The sequence below is a fragment of the Nocardia sp. NBC_01327 genome (genome assembly GCF_035958815.1).
In the GTDB taxonomy this organism is placed as follows: domain Bacteria; phylum Actinomycetota; class Actinomycetes; order Mycobacteriales; family Mycobacteriaceae; genus Nocardia.
Map to the genome: position 1 here is coordinate 3,321,916 of NZ_CP108383.1, position 25,346 is coordinate 3,347,261.

The window sequence follows — 25,346 nt, forward strand, 5'->3', positions numbered from 1 at the left end:
CAGAACAGCAAACGACCTTCGCGCCTTCCTCGTCTCGAGGGGTGCGAAGGTCGTTTGCTGTCTGTGGGGGATTCGAGCCGCAGAGCGTTGCGGTGATTACGAGGGCGCGAGAGTGTCAGGGTGCTGCGATGTGCCGGGCGAACAGTGCCCGAATGCCGCGCTCGCCCAGGATCGCCGGATCGGCGCCCAGCTCGTCGAGCGTGATGCGGTGCAGTTCAGCGCGCGGGATGAGCTCGGCCCACCGCTCGGCCACCGCGAAGGGGTGCACGGGATCGTCGATCGCGCCGACGATCGACACCGGCGCTGTGACCTTCGTCAAGAATTCGGCCTCGGGCCAGGCGTACGCGGCGGCCTCCTCCAGCGCCTCGGGCAGCTGCGGCCACTGTGACCGCCAGGAGCGGGTGAGCGCCTCGGCCAGCCAGGCCGGGCTCGAGGCCCGCATGCGGTCGATCATCGCGTCGATGCCGTCCGCCCGCAGCTGCGCGGCCGTGGCCGCGGCACTGAGCGCGGCCGGGCAGCCGGTGGTGTCGGCCCCGGTCCAGGCGGGCAGTGCGGCCACCACGCCGTACACCGAATCGGGATGCCGGGCGGCCCAATCGACGGCCACCGCCGCACCGAGCGAAATACCGGCAATGAGCACCGGCCCGGACCGCGCGGCCGCATCGAGCGCGCCCTGATAGCTCGCAATGACCCGCTGCGGGTCCGGATCCACCGCGTGGAGCGGCAGATCCATTGCGGCACAGGCGGATCCGAAGGCTCGCGCGGCGAAGTGCGCATCGGAGCCGGTTCCGGGCAGGGCGACGGCGACCGCCGGACGTGAGAGATCTGGCACCCGCCGAGCGTACTGGGACGGGCGCGCGTGGCGAGTACACCCCGTCACCTCTACAGTGGCGGTGTGTACGCCGCGCCCGAGTGGGAAACCTACGAGGTATGCGGAGAGAAGAACGACGTGAGACCCACGCCGTATGGCTCTACAGGAGAGCGTGCGAGATGCCATCCTCGGGTGGGAAGGAAGCCCCGTCAGGCTATTTCCGGCGATTGAGCCGGCGCCTGACGGAGGATCTGGATCGTTTGGATGCCGAGGAGCTCGCCGAGACGTCGGAGGCGTCGGGCGCGTGTGCGGCATCGCAGTGTCGCCGAGGTGAGGAAGTCACCATGCTCGGCCGCCTGCGCAGCGTCGAGGCCTGCCCCAAATCGGCGGGCGCCGAGGTGGAGGCGGAGTTCTTCGACGGCACCGACAGTGTGGCGCTGGTCTTCATCGGCAGGCGTCGCATCCCCGGTATCGAGCCGGGTCGTCGTATTCTGGTCCGCGGCCGCGTCGGCGAACGTGACGGCGGCAAGGTCATCTACAACCCCTACTACGAACTGCGTGAGAACTCCTGACTCCTATGCCGATACCCAGCAGCAATGACGACGGCCGCATATCCGATGGCGCCTACGGCACGTCCCCCGGCGAGCTGGAGCACGCCTTCGAGGCGGAGTTGGCCGACCGCGAGGACGAACTCGCCCACGCCTTCGCCGACGAGGTGGAACAGGAGCGGGAAGAGGAGATCGAGCAGACCCTGCTCGAGCAGCTGGGCGGCTTCAGCGGCCTGATCTACTCCTCGCTGCCGGTGCTGGTGTTCGTGCCGGTGAATTCGCTGCGCGGGCTCACCACGGCCATCTGGGCGGCCCTGGGCGTGGCGACCGCCATCCTGATCTGGCGGCTGGTCAAGCGCGGCCCGATCCAGCCGGCCATCTCCGGATTTCTCGGCGTGGGCGTGTGTGCGCTCATCGCCTACCGGATGGGTGAGGCCAAGGGCTTCTTCCTGTTCGGCATCTACGCGAGCCTGATCTACGGCGGCGCGTTCCTGATTTCGCTGCTGGTGCGCTGGCCGCTGGCGGGTGTCATCTGGGGTGTGCTGAACGGCCACGGCACCGAATGGCGTTCCGATCGCCGTGCCATGCGCCTCTACGATCTGGCCACCGCGGTGTGGGCGATCGTCTTCGTGGCCCGCTACCTGGTGCAGAACCACCTCTACGACTCCAACAGCACTGGTCTGCTGGCGGTGGCGCGCCTGGCCATGGGCTGGCCGCTGACGGCCGTGGCCCTGGTGGTCACCGTGTGGGCGGTGCGCAAGGCGGGGCATATGCCCGCCGCGAAGTCCACCGAGACCGCTTCCAACTGAGTCCTGCCTGCGTCGGCGCCGGGTTTTCCCGGCGCCTTATCGCTCTAAAACGCTGCCGTGTGAACACCTTCGGGGCGATTCGGGGGTGAGAGGGGGTGGCCACCCCACCCCTGGGGTACCTATTTCGGCGGCTCTGATCCACGCACGATCGTTGTATAACGAACGGCGAAAGGATCTCGAGTTGATTACCGACGGCAAGGCAGTGGCATCGCAGGACCGTGGCGAGGGGCTCGGCGCGGCGGTGCAGACAACGGCCGCGCGCCGGCATTCGGCGGGGCGGGGAACCAAGGGCAGTACCGCGGCGACGTCGGAATCCCGGCGTGCGGCAGCGGAACTCGAGAAATTGATCGCTCCGGCGGCGGCGGGCGACCGGGCGGCGGTGACGGAGATTCTCCGGATCGTCTACCCGCTGGTGCGGCGCTACTGCGCCGCGCGCATCGGTGGCGCGGGCCATCTGCATGTGACGGCCGATGATGTGGCACAGGAGGTCTGCCTGGCCACCGTGCAGGCCATTCCGCGCTACCGGGATCAGGGCAAGTCGTTCCTGGCGTTCGTGTACGGCATTTCGGCCAACAAGGTCGCCGACGCGTTCCGCCGGGCGCAGCTGCACCCGGCCTATCCGGTCGCGGAATTCCCGGATGCCACCGATACCGAGGCCGGACCGGAGGAGCGGGCGCTGCAGTCCGAAACCCGCGCGGCCACCAGAGAACTCATGAAGGTGCTGGCGCCCACCCACCGCGAGGTGCTGGTCATGCGCATCGTGCTGGGCTGGACGGCCGCGGAGACTGCCGAGGCCATCGGGACCAGTCCGGGCGTGGTGCGGGTGATGCAGCACCGCGCCCTCAACAAGCTGCGCGCCGAACTCCGGTCGGCGTCGTAGTGCGGGGTGGCCGCCCGCATCGGCCTTATCAGGCGGTTGTGCCGACCGGGTTGCCGAAACCGTTGACGCCGAGGGCTTTCCGAAGATCGTCCTCGGCTTCGACGGAGGCGACGAACAGCAGTTCGTCGGAACCCTCCAGCGGATCGTCCGGCTGCGGCACGATGACTCGCCCGCCGCGCAGAATCGTCACCAGCGCCGCATCGCGCGGCAGCTTGAGCATGCGAACGGCCTTGCCCGCCAACGGCGTATCGGTCGGCAGCGTGATCTCCACCAGATTGGCCTGGCCCTGACGCAGGGTCATGAGCCGCACCAGATCTCCCACGGAGACGGCTTCCTCGACGAGCGAGGCCAGCAGGCGCGGCGTGGAGACGGCGACGTCCACACCCCACGAGGTGTCGAAGAGCCACTCGTTGCGCGGATCGTTGACCCGCGCGACCACCCGGCCCACGCCGAATTCGGTCTTGGCGAGCAGGGCGAACACCAGATTCACCTTATCGTCGCCGGTGGCGGCGATGACCACGTCATAGGTTTCCAGCCCGGCCTCTTCGAGCGTTTCGAGCTCGCAGGCATCGGCGTGCACCCACACCGCGGCGGGCGCGCTGACGGGGTCGATGTGATCGAGGCGGCGCTCCAGCAGCATGATCTGGTGCCCGCCGCGCAATAGCTCCTGGGCGATGGATCGGCCGACGGCGCCGGCGCCCGCAATGGCTACCTTCATGATCAGTCCTCGCTCGCGGGGGGATTTCCAGCCAAGGCGACCGCTTCACCTACTGTGCCCGAGGTGGCCGCGATGTACACCGTGTCGTCGGCCTGCATCAGCGTCTTCGCGTTCGGCAGCACGCCCTGGCCGAACCGGATGAGGAACGCGACGCGGGCGCCGATGGTGCTCTCCAGCGAGTGCACGGTGCGTCCGTACCACTCTTCGTGCAGTGCGAGTTCGGTGACCGCGACGGTGCCGGTGGGGTCGCGCCACGTGGTGGTGGACTGATCGGCCACCAGCGCACGCAGGAACCGGTCGGTGGTCCACGGCACGGTGGCGATGGTCGGAATGCCCAGGCGCTCGTACACGGCGGCGCGCTTGGCGTCGTAGATGCGCGCGACCACGCGGTCGATGCCGAAGGTCTCCCGCGCCACCCGCGCGGAGATGATATTGGAGTTGTCGCCGGAGGAGACGGCCGCGAAGGCCTCCGCCCGTTCGATTCCCGCGCGGGTCAATACATCCCGGTCGAATCCGACGCCGGTAATACACAGCCCGGGGAAGTCACGGCCCAGCCGGAGGAAGGCGCTCGAATTCTGATCGATCACCGCGACGTCGTGGCCGATGCGGACCAGGGCGCGAGCCAGCGAGGATCCGACTCGCCCACACCCCATGATCACTACGTACACCCTGCGAACCCCATTCCCGAAAACCGTGGTGTGCGGTCTGGTTGCCTGCTTGTCGAAATCACAGCCGGGTGGCAACCGTACCGTTCGAGTTTTCCCCGAGGCACTTTCCCCCTCTGGTCGGTATTCAAACCGGAATCGGAAAAAGCCCACACTGCGCAGCAGCAGAAACTCACCGTGTTCAGGGGCCACACTACGGTCCCGGGCGCGAACCTGCCGCGCCGTGGACGCGGCGGGGTCCGCGCTCCCTTATGCTCACCAAAGTGTCGAAGTTGACGACGGCCGCCAAGCGCATGCTGGTTGGCCGCCCATTCCGTAGTGATTCCCTGGGCCACACGCTGCTGCCCAAACGGATCGCACTCCCGGTCTTCGCCTCCGATGCTTTGTCATCGGTGGCTTACGCACCCGAGGAAATCTTTCTGGTGCTGTCGGTGGCTGGGCTCTCGGCGTACACGTATGCGCCGTGGGTCGGGTTGGTGGTCGCTTTGGTGATGGCCGTTGTGGTCGCCAGCTACCGGCAGAATGTGCACGCCTATCCCTCCGGCGGCGGTGATTACGAAGTCGCCACCAAGAACCTGGGTCCGACCGCGGGACTGACCGTCGGCAGTGCGCTGCTGGTGGATTATGTGCTCACCGTGGCGGTATCGATTTCCTCGGCGGCCTCCAATATCGGTTCGGCGGTGCCGTTCGTCTCCACGCACAAGGTGTTGTTCGCGGTCGCGGCGATCGTGATCCTCACCGCCATGAATCTGCGCGGTGTGCGGGAGTCCGGCACGATGTTCGCGATTCCCGTCTACGCCTTCATGATCGGCATGTTCGTCATGCTGGTCTGGGGGTTCACCCGGATCGGGATCCTCGGCCAGGACGTGCACGCGGAGTCCTACGGGTTCGGCCTCAAGGCCGAGGAATCGCATCTGCTGGGTGTACCGCTGGTCTTCCTCATCGCCCGGGCCTTCTCGTCCGGCTGTGCGGCGCTGACGGGTGTGGAGGCCATCAGCAACGGTGTCCCGGCGTTCCGGAAGCCCAAGTCGCGCAATGCCGCGACCACGCTGCTGCTGCTGGGCAGCATTGCGATCACCATGTTCATGGGCATGATCGTGCTCACCCAGAAGGTCGGCGTCGTCTACGCGCAGCGCACCGACGATCTCACCGGCGCACCGGCCGGCTACGAGCAGAAGACATTGGTCGCGCAGCTGGCGGGCGCGGTGTTCCACGGCTTCCCGGCCGGGTTCTACTTCATCACCACCGTCACCGCCCTGATCCTGGTGCTGGCGGCGAATACGGCGTTCAACGGTTTCCCGGTGCTGGGCTCGATCCTGGCGCAGGACCGCTACCTGCCGCGTCAGCTGCATACGCGCGGTGATCGCCTGGCCTTCAGCAACGGCATCATCTTCCTGGCCGGTGCGGCCATCGCGTTCGTGGTGCTGTTCGGCGCCGAGGTGACCCGTCTGATCCAGCTCTACATCGTCGGCGTCTTCGTCTCGTTCGTGCTGAGTCAGACCGGCATGCTGCGGCACTGGACGCGGCTGCTGCGCACCGAGACCGATCCGGCGCAGCGGGCGCGCATGAAGCGGTCCCGGGTGATCAATGCCATCGGTCTGAGCATGACCGCGGCCGTGCTGGTGATCGTGCTCGTCACCAAGTTCCTGGCGGGCGCCTGGATCGCGATTGTCACCATGGCCGCCATCTTCGGCATCATGAAGCTCATTCGCCGTCACTACGACACCGTGTCCAGGGAGCTGGACGAGACCGAATGGGACGGTGTACTGCCCAGCCGCACGCACTCCATCGTGCTGGTGTCGAAACTGCATCTACCGACCAAGCGGGCCATCGCGTATGCCCGCGCCACACGACCCGACACCATCGAGGCCATTACCGTGAACGTCGACGAACCAGACACCCGGGCGTTGGTGCGGGAATGGGAGCGCAGCGACATTTCGGTGCCGCTCAAGGTGATCGAATCCCCCTACCGTGAAATCACCAAACCGGTGGTCGATTACGTGAAGCGGGTCCGCAAGGATTCCCCGCGCGATGTGGTGACCGTGTTCATCCCCGAATACGTGGTCGGCCACTGGTGGGAGCAGTTGCTGCACAACCAGAGTGCGCTGCGCCTCAAGGGCCGCCTGCTGTTCGAGCCGGGTGTCATGGTGACCTCGGTGCCGTGGCAGCTGAGCTCCTCCGCCAAGGCCCGCGCGGGCCGTGAAGTGAACGCGCCCGGTTCGGTGCGCCGTGGTTTCGGAGACGAATCATGAGCAGTGGCGAGAATTGGCGCGGTGCGGTGTACGAGGTGCGCCTCGGCCCGCCCGGACACGGTGGTTTCTGTGTGGCCCGGCACGAGGGCCGGGTGCTGTTCGTGCGGCACGGGCTGCCGGGTGAACTGGTGCGTGCCCGGGTGACGGAGGATCGCGGCGGCTCGTTCTGCCGTGCCGATGCCGTCGAGATCCTGGAACCGTCGGCCGATCGTGTCGACCCGACGTGCCCGGTGTCCGGACCCGGGGGAGCGGGCTGCTGTGACTTCTCGCACGCCACACCGGAAGCGCAGCGTGCGCTGAAGGCGTCCGTGGTGTCCGAGCAGCTGCGCCGTCTTGCCGACTGGGAGACGGATTTCGAGGTCGAGGTCATTCCGATTCCGCCGCGCGGCACCGCGCCGCGACGGGTGGGACGCAGCGGCATCGCCACCGGCGGTGTGCGTGGCATTGCGGCCGGGCGCGTGCGGAGCGCTGCGGCGGGCCGCGTGTATGGCGCTGCGGCGGGCCGGGCGCCCGGCAGTGCGGTGCACGACGATGCGAACGGCCTCGGGGACCTCGACGTGAATGGCATTGCGCCGCAGCTGTCTTCCGGCGGCTGGCGGTCCCGGGTGCGCCTGGTGGTCGATGCCGAGGGCCGCGCGGGTGTGCACGGCTACCGCAGCACCGATGTGATCACCGATCTGCGCTGCCCGCAGCCGATCGCCGGAGCCATGACCGGTATCGCCGATCGCACCTGGACGCCCGGCGCGGATCTTGTTGTCGCCGTGGACGGTGACGGTGTGCGCCATATTGTCGAGCTGGCTCCCGCCGAGGTGCGGTCCGGTAGTCGTCCGGAGGCGCGTGATCGCCGCGGGGGCCGCAATTCCGCCGCGGCCCGCCGTGCGGCTGCCAGCCGTGCCCGCACGGAACGCGTGATCGAAGGCAGCGGCGTGGCCGTGCAGTATGTCGCGGGCCGTCGCTGGGAGGTGTCGGCCACCGGTTTCTGGCAGCCGCATTCCGGTGCGGCGCAGATGTATTCGGATGTGGTGGCGCAGTGGTCCGACGCTGCCCCCGGCACCCTGGGCTGGGATCTCTACTGCGGTGTCGGCGTTTTCGCCGCGCGCCTGGCCGAGCAGGTCGGTGCGGACGGCGCGGTGCACGGTGTGGAGTCCGCGCGCTCCGCGGTCGAGGAGGGCGAATCCGCGCTGCGTGATCTGCCGTGGGTGCGGTTGCGGGCCGAGCGTGTCGAGCGCTGGATCGTCGAACAGCCCGACACCGCACCGGATGTGGTGGTCCTGGATCCGCCGCGCGCGGGTGCGGGCAAGGACGTCATCGCCGCCCTGGGTGAGCGCGGGCCGCGCCGGATCGTCCACATCGGTTGTGATCCAGCCGCTTTCGCCCGTGATCTCGGTCTCTACCGCGATGCCGGGTACAAGCCCAGCGGCCTGCGGGTATTCGATGCCTTCCCGGCCACCCACCACATCGAATGCGTGGCTCTGCTCGAGCGCTGAGGCGAATAGCGGTGCGGGAGTGCCGCTCTGCGCCGGCCCGCTGGAAACGGGCTGTGCGGCGGTCGATCTGGGCCATCGGCCAAGATAGCGATCATGACTACGCTGTCGGATCCGACGCTTTCGGCGGTGCTGGAACTCATCTACGCAGATCAGTCCAAGTTCCACTCGCTGGAGGGCCTGCTGCTGAGTGTGGATCTCAAGCGCCCCGAGTACACGGCGGCGATGTGGGTGAATGCCGAGAGTTATTGGGGCAGGCTGGTCACCCCCGTGTACGGCGCGCGCATGGCCGCACTGGCCGGGAGCGCCGAGGCGGATCAGGCACTGTTGAATCTGGCCGAACTCACCGCGCAGAAGTTCCTGCGCGGTGAGTCCCTGGAGCGCAAGCAATTACCGCCCTGGCTCCCCGGCTTCCGCGCCGCCCTGCTCACCGACGGCTACCAACTCCGCATCGAGCGCACCGGCGACCAGCCGGGCGAGGCAACCATCCGCTGCCGCCTCAGACCCACCCACCGCCTGCCCCTGCAGCTGGCCGAGCAGATCGCCCTGATCGAAACCGAACTCGAACTCCGCGGCCAGCACACCCCGCTCGATCACCTGCAGCAGGCGACCCGCTGCTACTCCCGCCGCGACTACGCCGCCTGCGAGGAACACCTCCGCGCCGCCCTCGACCATCTGACGGCCTACGCGGTGGGCACCCCCGAGCCGGACAGCACCAAAAACGTCCGCCACCTCGTAGACACCTCCCGCCTCACCGTCCGCGACGGCACCCGCCTACTCCGCGACCTCCGCATCATGACCTCTGCCAACCCCCACCCCCACCGCACCCGAGCCGACGCCACCCGCTTCCGCATCCAACTCACCGCCACCCGCGCCAAATCCCTGCTCTCCCACATCGAATTCTGAAGCACCGCAGTGGTTACGCAGGCTCAGCTCAGGAGCCAGGTCGCCCGGATCGTGGCGGACAGTTCGCTTTCACCGAGTTCCATCGGCACCGGGGGAGCGCCGCCCATATCGCTCTTGGCGACGGCGAAGGCTATGCGGGGCATGGGGGTTGAGGATCCGGAGGTGTTCTCGGTGATCTCCAGGACCGGGCCGAGGGTGCGGCCCGCGCGTGCGGCGTACTGCTCGGCCTTGGCGAGGGCGTGATCCCAGGCGGCGTCGCGGGCGCGAGTGAGCAGGCTCTCGGGGTCGCTGACGGTGAGCGCGAGCCCGCCGAGGCGTACATCATCCCCACCGGCTTCGACGGCGTGCGCGATGATCGCGGCCGGACCGCCGTCCGCGGTGCCCTTCGCCGCTCCCGACGGCGTGGCGATATCGCGCAGCGTCACCGTCAGCGAGGTGCTCGCCACATATCCGACGATCTGTTCCCGATTGCCTTCGGTCCATACGGTTTCCGTGCGCACCGACAGCCCGCTGGTCGAGATGTCCCGCCCGGGCACCCCGTCCCCGCGCAGCGACCCGATCAGCGCGTCCGCGCGCTCTCCGGCTGTCGCGTACGCCGTCGCGACGGAATCGGCCTTGGTCTCGATCGACATGGTCACCCGCATGAGATCGGGTGTGCCGCTCGCGCTCCCGGCGCCGAACGTCGTAATGGTGCCGGAATCGATGGCAGTGCTGGTCACGGCGTCCTCCTCGATCGGTGCCAGGGCACCCCGATGCTACCGACGCCCGACACACCGAACGCCGCGCCGCGCGGTCACTCCGGCGGGGCTGAACCTCGCAGTGCGTTGCCAGAGCCCGCCGGGGCCGATCATTTCGCGTGGCCCTTGCTCGAACCGGGCGCGAATGCGTCCTGGGCGATCGGGCGCGTCGATGGACCACGCGTGGCCCCGCCCGGATTCGTCCGAGCTGCTGGGCTTCAGACCCCGCCGTGGGCTGCCAGCGCGCGTACGGCGGCATCGGCTTGGGCGTAGGCAGCGGTGGCGAGCCGTTCCAGCAGCGCCAGCTTCACCTCGGGCGCCTGACCGGTGAGCTGATCGAACTTGTCCGGCGGCAGTACCGCGAGCCGCACCGTCGTCTCGGCATAGATGTCATTGCTGAACTGCACCCCGGTCAGCAGGGAGATCTCACCGAACGACATGCCCGGCGACAGCGAGATCAACCGGTGCCGCCGCCCGTCGCGATCCTCGAATGTCACGCGCACCCGCCCGTCGAGAATCAGGAACAGCCCGGCCCGTGGACTGTCGCGCGCCACGATGCGTTCCCCGCGCGCGACGGTCCGTATCTCGAATTCCTTTGCCAGCCGCTGCCTTTCATCATCGGGCAGATCGGCGATGGCCGGATGCTGTTCCACCCGCAGTGCCGCCGCGGGCGTGCAGTCCTCCGGCCGGTACCGGTCGACGATGAGTTGCTCGCACCATTCGGTGGCGCTGTCGCGGTCCGCGAACACCCGCCCGCGCGGGTCCTTGGGATCCAGGCTCGAGGTCATATGCCCGAGCTTCGCCTCCGGATCGACCAGTGCGACACGGCATCCCGCGGCGGCCAGTTCGGCTTGCAGATCATCGATCATGCGCACCGCGATCTCGCTCACATCGGCCACTTCGCGCAGATCCAGTACCAGCGCCTCCAGTTGCCCGGAGGTTTCCTCCACGGCCCGCACCGTGGATTCCGCACCCGCGAACAGCAAATCGCCGTGCAATTCGAAAATGCGGGCGCGCTCGCCCCACTCCCGCAGCACCGCCAGCTCATCCGCGTCCCGGCGCAGTCGCGAGGGCGCCTCGGCCACCGAATACGCGGTCCGGATGGCGGTGTGCGCGGCGCGCGTCACGTGCAGGAAGTGCAGCCCCAATCGGTGTGAGAGTTCCCGGCAGGCCTTCACCCCGCGCACGCTGCTGCCGTGTGCGTCGAGCCGCGGCGAGTACACCGCGATGCCGATCTGCCCGGGCAGTACGGCCAGGATTCCGCCGCCCACACCGCTTTTCGCGGGCAGCCCGACGGTGGTCACCCAGTCGCCCGCGGCGTCGTACATGCCGCAGGTGGTCATGACGCTGAGCACCTGCTCGACCAGTGGTCCGGTGAGCGCGCGTTCGTGCGTGAGCGGATTCACGCCGTTGTTCGCGAGGGTGGCGGCCATCATGGCGAGATCGCGGCAGGTGACGTCGATCGAGCACTGCCGGAAATACCGGTCCACGGCTTCTTCCGGATCGCCGTCGATGATCTGCGCGCCGCGCAGCAGATATCCGATGGCGCGATTGCGGAATCCGGTGCGCGCCTCGGAGGCGTAGACATCCTCGTTGAGTTTCAGTTCGCGCCCGGCGAATCGGCTGTAGCTGCGACGTATCCGGGCAAACCGGTCAGCCGCATCACGACCGTCGACCAATCCGGCCGCGGCAATGGCGCCGGCATTGATCATCGGATTGCGCGGGCGCTGTGTCTTGGGGTCCAGACTGATTTCGTAGAACGGTTCCCCGGTGGGTTCCACATCGATGCGCTCGGCCATCGCTGCGGTTCCGTGATCGGCGAGTGCCAGTGCGTAGGTGAACGGTTTCGAAATCGACTGAATTGTGAAGCAGGTGTCCAGATCTCCGCTGCCGTACACCTGACCATCGGCCGTAGCCAGGCAGATGCCGAATGAATCCGGTTGTACCGCTGCGAGTTCCGGGATGTAGTCGGCAAGCTCTCCGGAGGTATCGGCGCGGCACAACTCGTATACTTCGTCGATGATGCGAGCCACCACGCCGTGGCCGGTCTGCGGCGACTCGCCGTTGGCCGAAATTGGGGGGACCACAGGCCCACTCTATCCGCGTAATGTGTGTGGAGCCTCACATTCCCTGCGGATGTCGCAGGTGACAATTAGTTCCTGGGGTCGGGGGCCGCTACGGGCTCCGTAGACTGTTGCAATCACAGGAGATATCCGGAGGGAGCAATAGCCGTGGGAGTGCTTTCCCGGGTCGACATGCCCGAGGATCTGCGTCGGTTGTCGATACCGGAGCTACGCGAGCTGGCGGAGGAAATTCGCGAGTTCCTGGTGCGTAAGGTCGCCGTTACCGGCGGGCACCTGGGTCCGAACCTCGGTGTCGTGGAGCTGACCATCGCGCTGCACCGGATCTTCGATTCGCCGACCGACCCGATCATCTTCGATACCGGGCACCAGTCGTACGTGCACAAGATTCTGACCGGCCGCAAGGACGGGTTCGACACGCTGCGCAAGAACGGCGGCCTGTCGGGCTATCCGTGCCGCGCCGAGAGCGTGCACGACTGGGTCGAGTCCTCGCATGCGTCGGCCTCGCTGTCGTATGCGGACGGACTGGCCAAGGCGTTCGCGCTGACCCGGCAGAAGCGGCATGTGGTCGCGGTTGTCGGTGACGGCGCGCTGACCGGCGGTATGTGCTGGGAGGCGTTGAACAATATCGCCGCCGGCCAGGAGCGTTCGGTCATCGTGGTGGTCAACGACAATGGCCGCTCGTACGCGCCGACCATCGGCGGTCTCGCCGAGCGGCTGGCCGGGCTGCGCATGCAGCCCGCTTACGAGCAGGCGCTGGACGCCACCAAGCGCATCGTGCAGTCCATTCCGCGCGTGGGGGATTCGGCCTATTCGATGCTGCATGCCCTCAAGACGGGCATCAAGGACGCGGTCGCGCCGCAGGAGCTGTTCGGCGATCTGGGCCTGAAGTATGTGGGCCCGGTCGACGGTCACGACACCGTCGCGGTGGAGGCGGCGCTGCGGCGCGCCAAGGACTTCGGCGGTCCGGTGGTGGTGCACGTGGTCACCCAGAAGGGCCGCGGCTACAAGCCGGCCGAGGACCATGTGGCCGACCAGATGCACGCCATCAACCGCATCGACCCGGAAACGGGTGAGCCGGTGGGTGCTTCGACCGCGCCGAGCTGGACCTCGATCTTCTCCAAGGAGCTGATCGAACAGGCCGAGCAGCGTGACGACATTGTCGCCATCACCGCCGCCATGCCGGGTCCGACCGGATTATCGGCATTCGGAAAACGCTTCCCGGAGCGCATGTTCGACGTCGGCATCGCCGAACAGCACGCCATGACCTCCGCGGCCGGTATGGCGCTGGGCGGCCTGCATCCGGTGGTGGCCATCTACTCCACCTTCCTCAACCGCGCGTTCGATCAGCTGCTCATGGATGTGGCGCTGCTGAAGCTGCCGGTGACCCTGGTGCTCGATCGCGCCGGTGTCACCGGTGACGACGGCGCCAGCCACAACGGCATGTGGGACCTGTCGGTGCTCGGCATCGTGCCCGGTATCCGGGTGGCGGCCCCGCGTGATGCGGCGACGCTGCGCGAGGAACTGGGGGAGGCCCTGCACATCAGCGACGGCCCCACGGCCGTGCGCTTCTCCAAGGGCAGTGTCGGCGAGGACATTTCCGCGGTCGAGCGATTCGACGGCGTGGATGTGCTGCGCCTGCCCGAATCCGGCGACGCCACCGCGCAATCGGTGCGCGCCGATGTCCTGCTGGTCGCGGTCGGCGCCTTCGCGGACCTCGCCCTGAAGGTCGCGGATGTGCTGGAGGCGGAGGGTGTTTCGGTCACCGTCATCGATCCGCGCTGGGTGCTCCCGGTCTCGGACGCGGTGGTGAAACTGGCCGAGAACTACCGCCTCGTGGTCACCCTCGAGGACAGCGGCCTGCACGGCGGCATCGGCTGTACGGTGTCGGCGCGCCTGCGCGAGGCCGGGCTCGATGTGCCGACGCGGGATATCGGTGTGCCGCAGCGCTTCCTGGACCATGCCACGCGCGGGCAGGTGCTGCAGGAGCTCGGGCTCACCCCGGCCGATGTGGCACAGCGCATCGGCGGCTGGCTGAGTGGCAGCGCACAGCAGGCGGTCGAGGAGCAGGTGTCCGGGACGGGCCTGCGCTTGGCCGAGGTCGCCGAGCAGGCGACCGCGGCGGAACTCGAACAGGACAGGGTACTGGCGGAATAGGCGGCCCGGCGCGGCTTTTCAGGATTGGGATCGAACGTAGGCAGCGCTGAGCTTCTCGCGTACATTCTGTAACCGGTTGCAGTTTTTCCGGTCAGGAGTTCGCATGTCGCCAGAGTTCGTGCTCGTCGAGAAGCCGCGCCCAGGTATCGCCCTGGTCACCCTCAACCGCCCCGAGCGGATGAATGCCATGGCCTTCGATGTCATGGTGCCGCTGCGCGAAACCCTGGAGGCGGTCGCCGCCGACAATGACGTGCGCGTGGTGGTGCTCACCGGCGCGGGCCAGGGCTTCTGTTCGGGCGCGGACCTGACCCACGCCGGCCGCGTGCCCGGCGTCGAGGGCCTGACCAAGACCAGCGTCGCCCGCCGCTCCATGGAGCTGCTCAACAATGTGATGCTCACCATCCGGCGCATGCATCAGCCGGTGCTCAGCGCCATCAACGGCGCGGCCATCGGCGGCGGCTTCTGCCTGGCCGTCGGCACTGATCTCCGCATTGCCTCCGAGGACGCGTACTTCCGTGCCGCCGGCATCAACAATGGCCTGACCTCGGCCGAACTCGGCATCAGCTATCTGCTGCCGCGCGTGGTCGGCACCGCCCGCGCCTTCGAGATCATGCTCACCGGCCGCGATGTGGATGCCACCGAAGCCGAACGCATCGGCCTGGTCTCACGCGTCGTCCCCGCCGACAAACTCCTCGAGGCCGCCTACGACACGGCCGACCAGATCATCCGCTGGAGCCGCGTAGGCACCGAACTCACCAAGCGCATGCTCTGGAGTGGTCTGGAAGCGGGCAGCTTCGAATCCCACATGCAACACGAGGGCACCGCCCAGCTCTACGTCCGCCTGACCACTGAAAATTTCGACGAAGCAATCCGCGCCCGCAAAGACCGCCGCCCCCCGGTCTTCGAGGACTGACTCCATCATCCCGGCGCTTTTTGGCCGGGATCCGTACTCAGGACTGATCAGCCGACCGTGGTGGATCCCGGCCAAAAGCATGCCGGGATGACGAGAGTGTTGTCCGGCTCAGGCTTCTTTGCCGTCAGCCGGGAACAGCGCCTCAGCCAGTCGCGAGACAGCGAGATCTCGCTGCCACGGTCTCGCCCCACCGGCGGACAGATAGTCGTCGATCAGGGCCGGGCCTTCGCCGTTCGCGACCGTGCGCGGCAGCCCGTCCCAGCACATGCGCCGCAGCAGGTCCGGCATCAGCAGGTTCTCCACCGGCACCGATACTTCGCTCGAAAGTTCGCTCATGGCCGCGCGAGCGTGCTGCAACCGCGCCGCGGCGGCCGGATCCCGGCGCTCCCACCGGTTGACCGGCGGCGGCCCGTCGAAGGGCTGAGTGAGCGGCGGCAATTCGCTCTCGGGCAGCGCCCGGGCGCGTTCGACCGCGCCGAGCCACTCGCGCGAATAACGCCGCTGCCGGGGCCCGCCGAAGACCGGCAGCGCCCGCAGCTGGGCAATGGACTTGGGTTCGTTATTGGCCGCGGCCACGATCGCCGAATCGGGCAGAATGCGCGCCGGCGCCACATCGCGGAGCCGGGCCAGCCGGTCGCGAGTGGTCCACAATTCGCGCACCACACCCAGCTGCCGGGTGCGGCGCAGCGTGTGGATGCCGGAGGTTCGCCGCCACCGATCCGATTTGGGCGCGGAGGGTTCGGCCAGTCGCACATGCTCGAATTCCTGTGCCGCCCAATCGGTCTTGCCCTGCTCGTCGAGCTCCAGCGCGACCGCGTCCCGCAGCTCGAGCAGCAGTTCCACATCGAGCGCCGCGTAGTTCAGCCAGTCGTCGGGCAGCGGCCGGGTCGACCAGTCCGCGGCCCCGTGGCCCTTGCGTAGTTCCCGCCCGAGCAGCTTCTCCACCATGGCGGCGAGTCCGACCCGCTCGTATCCGGCAAGTCGCCCGCCCAGTTCGGTGTCGTACAGCCGCGCCGGGTAGAGCCCGAGCTCCGCGAGCCCCGGCAGATCCTGATCGGCGGAGTGCAGCACCCATTCCAGATCGTTGATCGCCTCGGCGAGCGGGGTGAGGTCACCGTCCACCGGAATCGGGTCGATGAGGAAGGAGCCGGCGCCCGCCCGCCGCAGCTGAATGAGATAGGCCCGATTCGAGTACCGGAAGCCGGAAGCGCGTTCCGCGTCCACCGCGAGCGGCCCGGTGCCGGCGGCGAGCAGCCGCGCGGCGTCCGTTATCGCGGCAGCACTGTCCAATACCGGCGGCACACCCTCCGCTGGCGCGAGCAACGGTACCGCGGCAGTGGCTTCGGGCTCTTCTGGTACGGACATGGTCTTGAACTCTACGGGTAGGACAGTGGCGATCCGCGTCACGTCGGATAAACAAAGAGGGGAGACTCGGCGCCGGACTTTCGGGAATCGTAGTTGCCCGGCGCCGATTTCGTTGCAGTACAGAAGTTCTCGCGCGCGCCTAGTCGGAATCGATGTCGCCGCGCCGGGTATCCAGTCGGGTTACCCCCGCCGGCGGCAGCCCCGCGGCGTACGCGAGGACTTCGCAGAAGGCCTCCACATGCGGTCGCATAGCGGTATCGCCGACCGTCCACGAGGCGCGCAATTCGAGCTGATGCGCGCGCGGCGGTCCCGCGATATCGCCGTATCGCACCGAGCTCGTCGAGGTGACGGTGCCACCCAGCGCCGTGAACGGCGTGCGCGAATCGAGCGAATCCACCAGCCAGCTCCACGCCACCTCGGGCAGCAGCGGATCGGCGGCGAGCGCGGAGTCGATATCGGCCTGGATATAGGCCACCAGCCGGAAGACGCCGTTCCAGGCCTCCTGCCCGTCCGGGTCGTGCAACAGGATCAGGCGGCCGAAGGCATCCCCGTCGGAATCGACCGGAACCACATTCGTGTCAGGGCGAGTGACTTCCGCTCCTAGTGCATAGGAGTAGGGAGCCAGGCGCTGTGGAGGGCGGATCGGAGCTAGCTCGATCCGGGGGTGCATTGTTGCGGTTCCCATCGCATCGACCGCGGCGCGGAACCTTGCGGGTTCTTCGGGCTCCGGGGTCGGTGCGGCGCCGTCGCGGAAGTCGAGCGGTGTCACGTATGAGGACGGTAGACCTCTCCGGCGCGGTGTAGTGGAAGGCGCGCCGCCCGCGGCCTTTACGATGAGCCGTGATGAGCACTCACTCCCGCCGCCAGCTGACCGATGCCCCCCTCCTCGTCGCCGCCACCGGTGGCGTCCCGCATCGTCGTCCGGTGTGGTTCATGCGCCAGGCAGGCCGTTCGCTGCCCGAGTACCGCGAACTGCGCGTCGGCGTCGGCATGCTGGAATCCTGTTTCAATCCGGAGCTGGTGTGCGAGATCACCATGCAGCCGGTCCGCCGCCACGATGTGGACGCGGCAATCCTGTTCTCCGACATCGTGGTTCCGCTGAAGGCAGCGGGCATCGACCTCGACATCGTCGCCGGTGTCGGCCCCGTCGTGGCCAACCCGATCCGCACCACCGCCGACGTCCGCGCACTCCCGCGCCTGCGCGCGGAGGAGGTCGGCGCGGTCACCGGCGGCATCGGCTTGCTGCTCGACGCACTGGACCGCACCCCCCTCATCGGCTTCGCCGGAGCCCCCTTCACCCTCGCCTCGTACCTGGTCGAGGGCGGCCCCAGCAAGAACCACGAGCGCACCAAGGCGATGATGCTCTCCGATCCCGAGACCTGGCATGAGCTGCTCGGGGTCCTGACCGACATCACCATCGAATTCCTGCAGGCGCAGATCGCCGCCGGCGTCGACGCGGTCCAACTCTTCGACTCCTGGGCCGGCGCCCTGACCCTCGCCCAGTACCGCGAGTACGTCCTCCCGCACTCCGAACGAGTCTTCGCCGAGGTCGCCTCCGCCGGCATCCCCCGCATCCACTTCGGCGTCGGCACCGGCGAACTGCTCGGCGCCATGGGCGAAGCCGGCGCCGACGTCGTAGGCGTCGACTGGCGCGTCCCCCTCACCGACGCCGTTCGTCGCGTAGGCCCCGGAAAAGCCTTGCAGGGCAACCTGGATCCCGCCGTCCTGTTCGCCGGCTCGGCCGCCGTCGAATCCGAGGTGCGTCGAATCGCACACGAGGCCGACGAAGCAATCACCCTCGGCGCCACCGGCCACATCTTCAATCTCGGCCACGGGGTGCTACCAAACACCGATCCGACGGTAATTACCGAAACGGTGAAGTTGATTCACAGCCTGCCCGTGCCACTCTGAATCGGTTAGAGGGCGGAAACAACAAAAGATAAAGACGCCCGGACGAGAAGAAAATAAAACGCCCGAAGAACAAAACAAGAAGAGAAAAACGAAGTGAAAGAGGCTGGTCGGTCCGCCAGTCTGAATATCCTTATATCACACCATAATTCACCTTTCCGTGCCCGTATCGCGGCGGTAGAATAATGGTATGAATCCAGGGGGAGAAACCGTCAACACCGACAGTGCGCACGCACTGTCGGTAGCGGTCGATCACCTCCTGAACGCGTCCCTGGTTCCGTTGCACGATGACGAATTCATCGCACTCATGCGAGAAGTGGAAACGTGTAAACGCAAACTCGAGGCCGTGCAGACCCGTTTCGTCGTGGAAACCACCAGTCGCGGCTTGGCCCAGCGCGGCGGGGTGGCGTCCCCGAAGGTGTTCCTGCGTCAAACCCTGGGTATCTCCCGTGCCGACGCCGCGTCCCGGGTCAGCATCGCGGTGGAGACCGGCCCGCGGATCGTCTCCGGTGTGGAGCTCGAACCCACCCTGGCACATGTGGCTGCCGCGCACCGTGAAGGGGTGATCGGGGTCGATCATGTGCGGCGGATCATGACGGTGATGAACCGTTTGCCCGGCAGTCTCGACATGGACGTGCGTGAGGCCACCGAACTGCAACTGACCGAGTTCGCCCCGACCGGCTACCCGGAAGGGTTGCCGGTGATGGGTGAAGTGTTGCTCGCGGGTTTGGATCCGGATGGCTCGTTGAGTTCCGATGCCGATCGTGAGCGCATGCGCGGGTTGACCTTGGGTGCCGAGCGTGCGGATGGGATGTCTCCGTGGAACGGGGAGATCAACCGCAAGCTGCGCTCGGTGCTGGAGCCGGTGTTCGCGAAGCTGGCCCGCCCGGGGATGTGTAATCCGAAGGATCCGCAGAGCCCGTGGGTGTCCGAGCACAAGCTCGATGCCAAGGCGATGGCGGCGTGTGCCGAGCGTGACACCCGTACCCCGGCCCAGCGCAATCATGATGCGCTGCTGGCGTTCCTGCGTCCGGAGTTCGGTGGCCCGGCCAAGCTCGGTAAGCATCGTGGTCTGCCGGTGTCGGTGATCGTGACGATGAGCGTGACGGATCTGGAAGCCGACGCCGGTGTGGCGACGACCGCGTCGGGTGGGATCGTGTCGATCCCGGAGGCTTTGGAGTTGGCGTCGAAGTCGAACAAGTATCTGGCGGTGCTGAACCCGGTGGGGTTGCCGCTGTATCTGGGTCGCGGTACCCGCTCGGTGAACCTGGATCGCACCCGCAGCTCCTCGGGTATCGAGTCCGTGTCCCGTTCGGCGGGCCTCGATCCCGGTGCTCACCCGGCCGGTTTCGAGCCCGGTTCGCGGGCAGGTGGTGCCGATCGCGAGTGCGGGTCGGCTGATCTCGGACACCGCGCCCGGCCTACCGGCGACCAGGGCGTTCCGGGTGCGGCCGGTCCCGGCCATGCGTTTGGCTCGTCGGGAAGCTGTGGTGCCGGTACGCGCACTGCCAGCGCCGAGACCGGTGCGCGGACAAGCAGTTCCGGCCGCGACCACCACTCACCCGGCACCGATGCTGACTCCTGTGCGGCGAGCCCCGGCGAGGATACTCGGCCCGCCAAACTTGAGTGCGGTTCGCGGGCAGCCGGTTCCGGCCCCGAGCTGCGCTCGTGCGGCAGCAAGGACGACTCCCACCCTTCGGCCACCCAGGAGGGCTCCGGGGCGGCGAGCCCCGGCGAGGGTGCTCGGCCCGCCAGCCTCGAGTACGGTTCACGGACAGACGGTTCCGGCCCCGAGCTGCGCTCGTGCGGCAGCAAGGACGACTCCCACCCCTCGGCCACCAAAGAGGGCTCCGGGGCGGCGAGCCTCGGCAACGGTGCTCGGCCCGCCAGCCTCGACTACGGTTCGCGGGCAGGCGGTTCCGGCCACGACCCGTATGGAGCTGGCACCGAGGGTGCTTCAGGATCGGCGAGCACCGGCCACGGCACCCGGCCCGCGTGGTTGGTGTTCGGACCGCGGTCCTTCGGGACCGAGCGGGTACCTCGGTTGGCCAGTCCTGCACAACGATTGGCGCTTATCGCCTCGGAGAAGGGCTGCACACGGCCTGGGTGTGATGCCCCGGCGACGATGTGCGCGGTGCATCACATCACCGAGTGGAGCAACGGTGGGCGCACCGATATCGACAACCTCACCCTCGCGTGCGATCACTGCCATGCCCAGGTTCACGACGGACCGGGTGGGTGGAAAACGGTGGTCATGGGACCGGAGTCGGAGTTTCCGGGAAGGACCGGGTGGATCGGGCCCGCGCACATCAACCCGAGCGGGGTACCGCAGGTCAATCATCTGCACCACCCGCTGGAGTTGAAGGCTGCTGCGGTGGCACGGATCCGGGCTCGTAACGAGCGGGAACTACAGCGCTACCGGCAGTAGGTTCCACACCCACCTGCTGACCCCCGTTTGCCCCTGTTCCACCGCCGGGCTGGTCCCGTCGGTGCTACAGGTCGTTACGCGGGCGGGGGTTTCGGGGTCTTGGTTCTTGGGTCTGGGTGCTTCGGGTTCTTGGTCTTTCGGGTTTTGTCTTTTCGGGTTTTGTCTCTGAAACCGGACCACAGCCGGTCGACCGAGCCGGTACCGCAGGTACCTCCCTACTGCGGAAGGTAAATCGGGTACCCCACCCGACGCCACCAGCACAGCCATCTCGGGCCCTGCCCGCACCCGGAGACCCAACCCTGCCTCTCGACGCACGCAACCCAGGTGCACCGGCCTCATCTCGGCCTCGAAACCCCCCGAAGCGGGCACCGCACAACGCTTCTCCCCGACCGCACAGCAGGTGTCCGCACGGCACAGAACCGATAACCGTTGTGCCGCTGAGAGACCCGCTGTTCCGTCGCCAGCTGTAGACGTTCTCGACATCGAAACGGCCGGTGCACCGTGGATTTCTCGCCACTGGCTAAAGATCGCCGCCGGACCCGTCCTTACGGGTCACAGGATTCCCTTGGGGTGGGGAGCCGAGGTCGGGTGCGTCTCCCAGGGTTCCTGCGCTTCTTTGTTCTGTATGACACCGGGGGAGCAGCACCGGACACAGCTCACACCACCTGCGAAGGTAGGTTGCAAGCAGGAGAACAGCCCATATGAACGAGGAGTGATCAATGCGGATCGCAGTAGTCGGCGGAGGTATCAGCGGCCTCGTGGCGGCCTATCGCCTCCGCAAAGCTCTGGGCCCTACCGCCGAGCTGATCCTCCTCGATCGCCGTAACCGCCTCGGCGGCATCCTCCGCACCGCAGACATCGAAGGCGATCCCGTCGACCTCGGAGCAGAGGCTTTCGTAGGCCGCCGCCCCGAAATCCCCCAGCTGATGCGGGAATTGGGCATTGCGGATCAACTGGTGCACCCTGCCGGTCGCCGCCCCCTCGTCTGGTCGGAAGGCGCTCCCCACCCCTTGCCGGGGAACACTCTCATGGGCATCCCGGCTTCCCCCGACACCATGTCCGGCCTGGTGGACGCCGAAACGATCGCCCGCATTGCCGCTGAACCGAATAGGCCACTGACCTGGGAGCGCGGCGGCGATATCTCCGTTGGCACCCTGGTAGCCGACAGGTTCGGCGAGCAGGTGGTCCGCCGGAGCGTCGATCCGCTACTGGGCGGCGTCTATGCCGGTACCGCAGGCTCGATCGGAGTCCGGGCAGCTCTCCCCACTTTGGCCGCAGCCCTGGACGCTGGAGCACACAGCCTCTCGCAAGCGGTTGCCGACGCTCTGCCACCGCCGTCTGACACCCCCGTCTTCGGCGGTATCCGCGACGGCTACCGCGTGCTGCTCGATGCACTTCGCGCGGTCGCCGACGTGAAGGTCGAAACCGATACTCCCGTAACGCGACTCACCCGCACCGCCACAGGCTGGCAGCTAGACCCGATCGGCGCGGTCGATGCCGTAGTCCTGGCCACCCCCGCCCCCGTGACTGCCGAGCTGCTGCGAGAGGTCGCCCCGGAAGCCGCCGAGCTGACCGCCGGAATCGAATTGTCCTCGTCCGCGGTGGTGGCGCTGGCCCTCCCGCAGGACACCGCACTCCCCGACAACTCAGGAATTCTCGTAGCCACCGGTGAATCGTTGCGCGCCAAGGCATTCACCCTGTCCAGCCGCAAGTGGCCGCACCTGGCCGCCCGCGAGGTAGCCCTGGTACGCGCCTCCTTCGGCCGCTTCGGCGACGATTCGATGCTGTCCTGGCAGGACGAGGAGCTGATCCAAGCCGCCGTCGAAGACCTGACCACAGTGACGGCCGCCGACATCAATCCATTGAGCGCAGTAGTACAGCGATGGCCAGGCGGCCTGCCGCAGTACGCACCCGGCCACACCGCGCGCATCACCGAACTCCGCGCTGCCACAGCCGATCTCGACGGCCTGGCACTAGCCGGAGCATATCTCAACGGCGTAGGCGTCCCAGCATGCGCAGCCTCCGGCACCGCAGCCGCCGCTCGCATCACCGAGCAACTGACCTGACCTTCTGGAGCCCACCGCCCGACCGGATCAGACTGTGCTCGACTGGATGAGCTCACCGCCCGAACGGATCAGTTCACCGCCCGATCGGCACGGTCCAGCCTGATCGAGGTGCGGGCCAGCGTCTCATTCCGCAGCAGGCGGTGCGTTATCCGGCCAGGTCGGATGGATCGGTGTTCGCGCCGCACACCACTACGGCCACCCGCTCGTCCGGTTCGGGCACGTAGGCTCCCGATCGCAGTGCCGCCAGCGCCGTTCCCGCCGCGTGCTCGACCGCGAGTCTGCCGTCATCCCACAGGAATTGGCGTGCCGCGATGATCTGCTCATCCGTCACCAGTACCGACCGCACGTCACACTCGGCGGCTACCGCGATCGCCATTTCGCTGGTGCGCCGCGCACCCAGTGAGTCGGCGGCGATGGAGTCGATAGGCACATCCACCGGATGTCCTGCGGCCAGACCGGCATTGAAGGCACGGCAGTACTCGGGTTCGACAGCGATCACCCGAATGCCATGGTGCGCAGCAGCTGTCGCCACTCCGGTCAGCAGCCCGCCGCCGCCTACGGCCACGACGACCGTATCGGTATCGGGCGCCTGCGCGACGATCTCCTCCAGCAGCGTCCCCGCTCCGGCGGCGATGTACGGATCGTCGTAAGCGTGTGATCGCAGCGCTCCCGTTGCCGCAGCGTATCTTTCGCATTCGGCCGCGGCGTCGGCGTACGACTCCCCACCGGACATGACCTGTGCCCCCAGCGCCCGCAGCCGCGAAACCTTCACCGGCGGTGCGGAGTCGGGCAGGAATACCGTGGCCGCCGAATCGACCATCCGCGCGGCCCACGCACAAGCGACGCCCGCATTACCTCCCGAGGCGATGGTCACACCGATCCGCGGCAGCAACCCCCGTTCCCGGTGCGCCAGCATGAAATTCACCGCACCGCGCGCCTTGAAACTGCCGGAGTACTGCAGATGTTCGAGCGCCAGTCGCCACTGCCGGCCGCCCTGGCCCGCTTCGGCCGGGGTGAGCACGACCGGTCGCACATGTCCCGATATGCGGTCGGTGGCCGCCTTCACGTCGGCGTAAGTCGGATGCACTGCACTTCCTTCGCTGGATCGGTTCGGGCGGGTTGCGGTGGCGGATAATTACACTGTAACTTACGCTGGTTTCATGCCAAGGACCTCGAAGACGCTCGAGCAGGCGACCCCGGAGGCGATTGCGCGCGCCGGGTTGGCGATCATCGAATCCCGTGGTGCGGCGCAGCTGAGTTTCCGTGCCATCGCGTCCTATCTGAAGGTCTCGCACACCACGGTGGTACGTCGTGGCGGTGGCGATCTCAACGGTCTGCTGGACTTGCTCGCGGATCATCTCGCCGCCGATCTGCCCGATGTCGCCCCCGGCTCCCTGCCCTGGGCGCAGGCCACCGAACAGCGTTTCTGCGCCTGGTACACCCTGATCGCCGCCCATCCGGTGCTCGTGCTGCTGCGCGAACGACGCCCCCTGCTCGGCCCCCGCCTGCTTGCTCGACTGACCGAACCACAAGTGGCCGACAATCTTTCGATCGGTCTCAGCGTGACCGCCGCCCTGCGAGCGTATCGGGAGATGTACCTGTTCACGCTCGGTTGCGCCGCACTGGTCGAACACACCGATCTGAAAGCCGTTCAGCTGCGCACCCGTACGCACCTCGCCGCCCTCGACCCGGACGAATACCCGCTGCTCTCAGCACATATGAACGAGGTCGCCGACGCCGTCACCTCCGAGGAGCCCTTCCGCGACGGCCTGCGCCGCCTCATCGACTCCTGGGCCGCGACCGCACGCTGAGCCTGTCCGAATCCGGCGGGTCCGCCGCCTCCCCCGGTACGGGCGAATGGCACGATGTGGGTATGGCGCGACTCGACTACAAGTCCCTGAACGACACCATCCGCTATCTCATGTTCTCGGTGTTCCAGGTGGAGCCCGGTGTGCTGGGGGAGGATCGGGCGGCTGCCATCAAGGAGGCCCGGGCCTTCTTCGATTCGCTGGAAGAGCGCGGGGTGGTCGTGCGCGGGCTGTACGACGTCGCCGGTATGCGCGCCGACGCCGATTTCATGATCTGGTGGCACGCCGAGCGGATCGAGGATCTGCAGGCCGCCTACTCCGATTTCCGCCGCGTCACCGAGCTCGGTTCGGTCTCCAACCCGGTCTGGAGCAACGCCGCCCTGCACCGCCCGGCGGAGTTCAACAAGAGCCATCTGCCGGCATTCCTGACCGGCGAGGAGCCGGGCAACTACATCTGCGTGTACCCGTTCGTGCGCTCCTACGACTGGTACCTGCTCCCCGACGAGGAGCGTCGCAAGATGCTGGCCGATCACGGTAAGGCCGCCCGCGGCTACCCGGATGTGCGCGCCAATACGGTGGCCTCGTTCGCCCTCGGCGACTACGAGTGGATCCTCGCCTTCGAGGCCCCGGAACTGCACCGCATCGTCGATCTCATGCGTGACCTGCGCGCCACCGAGGCCAGGTTGCATGTGCGCGAAGAGGTCCCGTTCTTCACGGGCCCGCGCGTCGAGGTCGAGCAGCTCATCGCCGCTCTGCCGTAGATAACCGTCGGTTGGCCGGGCCGCTGCCCGGAAAATTTGGGGCATGCAC

General features: G+C 67.5%; 21 protein-coding genes. 13 read left to right on the forward strand and 8 right to left on the reverse strand.

Going from position 1 to position 25,346, the window contains the following annotated elements; translation table 11 throughout:
- Positions 1–115: 115 nt before the first annotated feature.
- Positions 116–832, reverse strand: coding sequence for an alpha/beta fold hydrolase (locus OG326_RS14830; RefSeq protein ID WP_327145213.1), 717 nt, complete (start codon positions 830–832; stop codon positions 116–118).
- Positions 833–990: 158 nt separating this feature from the next.
- On the opposite strand from OG326_RS14830, the gene OG326_RS14835 reads away from it, so the two are divergent.
- The 3 genes from OG326_RS14835 to shbA all read left to right on the forward strand — a co-directional run bounded on the left by OG326_RS14835 (position 991) and on the right by shbA (position 3,048).
- Entirely contained in the window at positions 991–1,383 is a 393-nt protein-coding gene (locus OG326_RS14835) for an OB-fold nucleic acid binding domain-containing protein (RefSeq protein ID WP_327145214.1), read from the forward strand.
- A gap of 11 nt (positions 1,384–1,394) precedes the next feature.
- Positions 1,395–2,168 carry a DUF3159 domain-containing protein gene (locus tag OG326_RS14840; RefSeq protein WP_442791033.1) on the forward strand — a complete coding sequence of 258 codons (774 nt, stop codon included), beginning with the start codon at positions 1,395–1,397 and terminating at the stop codon, positions 2,166–2,168.
- A 241-nt stretch (positions 2,169–2,409) separates the two neighbouring features.
- Entirely contained in the window at positions 2,410–3,048 is a 639-nt protein-coding gene (gene shbA, locus OG326_RS14845; RefSeq protein WP_327146494.1) for an RNA polymerase sigma factor ShbA, read from the forward strand.
- A gap of 28 nt (positions 3,049–3,076) precedes the next feature.
- Here the strand turns inward: shbA and OG326_RS14850 are convergent, their stop codons facing one another.
- Both OG326_RS14850 and OG326_RS14855 read right to left on the reverse strand, forming a co-directional pair.
- On the reverse strand, positions 3,077–3,766 hold the full coding sequence (locus OG326_RS14850) for a potassium channel family protein (protein ID WP_327145216.1): 690 nt from the start codon (positions 3,764–3,766) through the stop codon (positions 3,077–3,079).
- Between the two features lie 2 nt (positions 3,767–3,768).
- Positions 3,769–4,434, reverse strand: coding sequence for a potassium channel family protein (locus OG326_RS14855; RefSeq protein WP_327145217.1), 666 nt, complete (start codon positions 4,432–4,434; stop codon positions 3,769–3,771).
- Between the two features lie 260 nt (positions 4,435–4,694).
- Between OG326_RS14855 and OG326_RS14860 the strand changes: the two genes are divergently transcribed.
- The 3 genes from OG326_RS14860 (at position 4,695) to OG326_RS14870 (ending at position 9,073) form a co-directional block, all read left to right on the forward strand.
- A complete protein-coding gene (locus OG326_RS14860) occupies positions 4,695–6,683 on the forward strand; it encodes an APC family permease (RefSeq protein WP_327145218.1) in 1,989 nt (662 codons plus the stop codon).
- On the forward strand, positions 6,680–8,170 hold the full coding sequence (locus OG326_RS14865; protein WP_327145219.1) for a class I SAM-dependent RNA methyltransferase: 1,491 nt from the start codon (positions 6,680–6,682) through the stop codon (positions 8,168–8,170). The genes OG326_RS14860 and OG326_RS14865 overlap by 4 nt, the downstream gene beginning before the upstream one ends.
- A 93-nt stretch (positions 8,171–8,263) precedes the next feature.
- On the forward strand, positions 8,264–9,073 hold the full coding sequence (locus OG326_RS14870; protein ID WP_327145220.1) for a hypothetical protein: 810 nt from the start codon (positions 8,264–8,266) through the stop codon (positions 9,071–9,073).
- Positions 9,074–9,096: 23 nt separating this feature from the next.
- On the opposite strand, the gene OG326_RS14875 is transcribed toward OG326_RS14870, so the two are convergent.
- A complete protein-coding gene (locus OG326_RS14875) occupies positions 9,097–9,792 on the reverse strand; it encodes an SIMPL domain-containing protein (RefSeq protein ID WP_327145221.1) in 696 nt (231 codons plus the stop codon).
- 236 nt (positions 9,793–10,028) lie between these two features.
- Positions 10,029–11,897, reverse strand: a complete 1,869-nt coding sequence (gene glsA / locus OG326_RS14880; protein WP_327145222.1) for a glutaminase A — start codon at positions 11,895–11,897, stop codon at positions 10,029–10,031.
- A 144-nt stretch (positions 11,898–12,041) separates the two neighbouring features.
- Here glsA and dxs point away from each other — a divergent pair, with 144 nt between their 5' ends.
- On the forward strand, positions 12,042–14,048 hold the full coding sequence (dxs, locus tag OG326_RS14885) for a 1-deoxy-D-xylulose-5-phosphate synthase (RefSeq protein WP_327145223.1): 2,007 nt from the start codon (positions 12,042–12,044) through the stop codon (positions 14,046–14,048).
- 103 nt (positions 14,049–14,151) lie between these two features.
- On the forward strand, positions 14,152–14,961 hold the full coding sequence (locus tag OG326_RS14890) for an enoyl-CoA hydratase (protein ID WP_327145224.1): 810 nt from the start codon (positions 14,152–14,154) through the stop codon (positions 14,959–14,961).
- Between the two features lie 108 nt (positions 14,962–15,069).
- Here the strand turns inward: OG326_RS14890 and OG326_RS14895 are convergent, their stop codons facing one another.
- On the reverse strand, positions 15,070–16,326 hold the full coding sequence (locus OG326_RS14895; protein ID WP_327145225.1) for a ribonuclease D: 1,257 nt from the start codon (positions 16,324–16,326) through the stop codon (positions 15,070–15,072).
- Between the two features lie 139 nt (positions 16,327–16,465).
- Complete coding sequence (locus OG326_RS14900) at positions 16,466–17,095, reverse strand: DUF3000 domain-containing protein (RefSeq protein WP_327145226.1); 630 nt, start codon at positions 17,093–17,095, stop codon at positions 16,466–16,468.
- 74 nt (positions 17,096–17,169) lie between these two features.
- On the opposite strand from OG326_RS14900, the gene hemE reads away from it, so the two are divergent.
- The 3 genes from hemE (at position 17,170) to OG326_RS14915 (ending at position 22,728) form a co-directional block, all read left to right on the forward strand.
- Positions 17,170–18,237, forward strand: coding sequence for a uroporphyrinogen decarboxylase (gene hemE / locus OG326_RS14905; protein ID WP_327145227.1), 1,068 nt, complete (start codon positions 17,170–17,172; stop codon positions 18,235–18,237).
- A gap of 187 nt (positions 18,238–18,424) precedes the next feature.
- A complete protein-coding gene (locus OG326_RS14910) occupies positions 18,425–20,662 on the forward strand; it encodes an HNH endonuclease signature motif containing protein (protein ID WP_327145228.1) in 2,238 nt (745 codons plus the stop codon).
- 719 nt (positions 20,663–21,381) lie between these two features.
- Complete coding sequence (locus OG326_RS14915) at positions 21,382–22,728, forward strand: protoporphyrinogen oxidase (RefSeq protein ID WP_327145229.1); 1,347 nt, start codon at positions 21,382–21,384, stop codon at positions 22,726–22,728.
- A gap of 145 nt (positions 22,729–22,873) precedes the next feature.
- On the opposite strand, the gene OG326_RS14920 is transcribed toward OG326_RS14915, so the two are convergent.
- Positions 22,874–23,815 carry a threonine/serine dehydratase gene (locus OG326_RS14920; RefSeq protein ID WP_327145230.1) on the reverse strand — a complete coding sequence of 314 codons (942 nt, stop codon included), beginning with the start codon at positions 23,813–23,815 and terminating at the stop codon, positions 22,874–22,876.
- Positions 23,816–23,888: 73 nt separating this feature from the next.
- Here OG326_RS14920 and OG326_RS14925 point away from each other — a divergent pair, with 73 nt between their 5' ends.
- Together OG326_RS14925 and hemQ are read left to right on the forward strand one after the other, a co-directional pair.
- Positions 23,889–24,539, forward strand: coding sequence for a hypothetical protein (locus OG326_RS14925; protein WP_327145231.1), 651 nt, complete (start codon positions 23,889–23,891; stop codon positions 24,537–24,539).
- Positions 24,540–24,601: 62 nt separating this feature from the next.
- Complete coding sequence (gene hemQ, locus OG326_RS14930; RefSeq protein ID WP_297609242.1) at positions 24,602–25,297, forward strand: hydrogen peroxide-dependent heme synthase; 696 nt, start codon at positions 24,602–24,604, stop codon at positions 25,295–25,297.
- Positions 25,298–25,346: the final 49 nt, after the last annotated feature.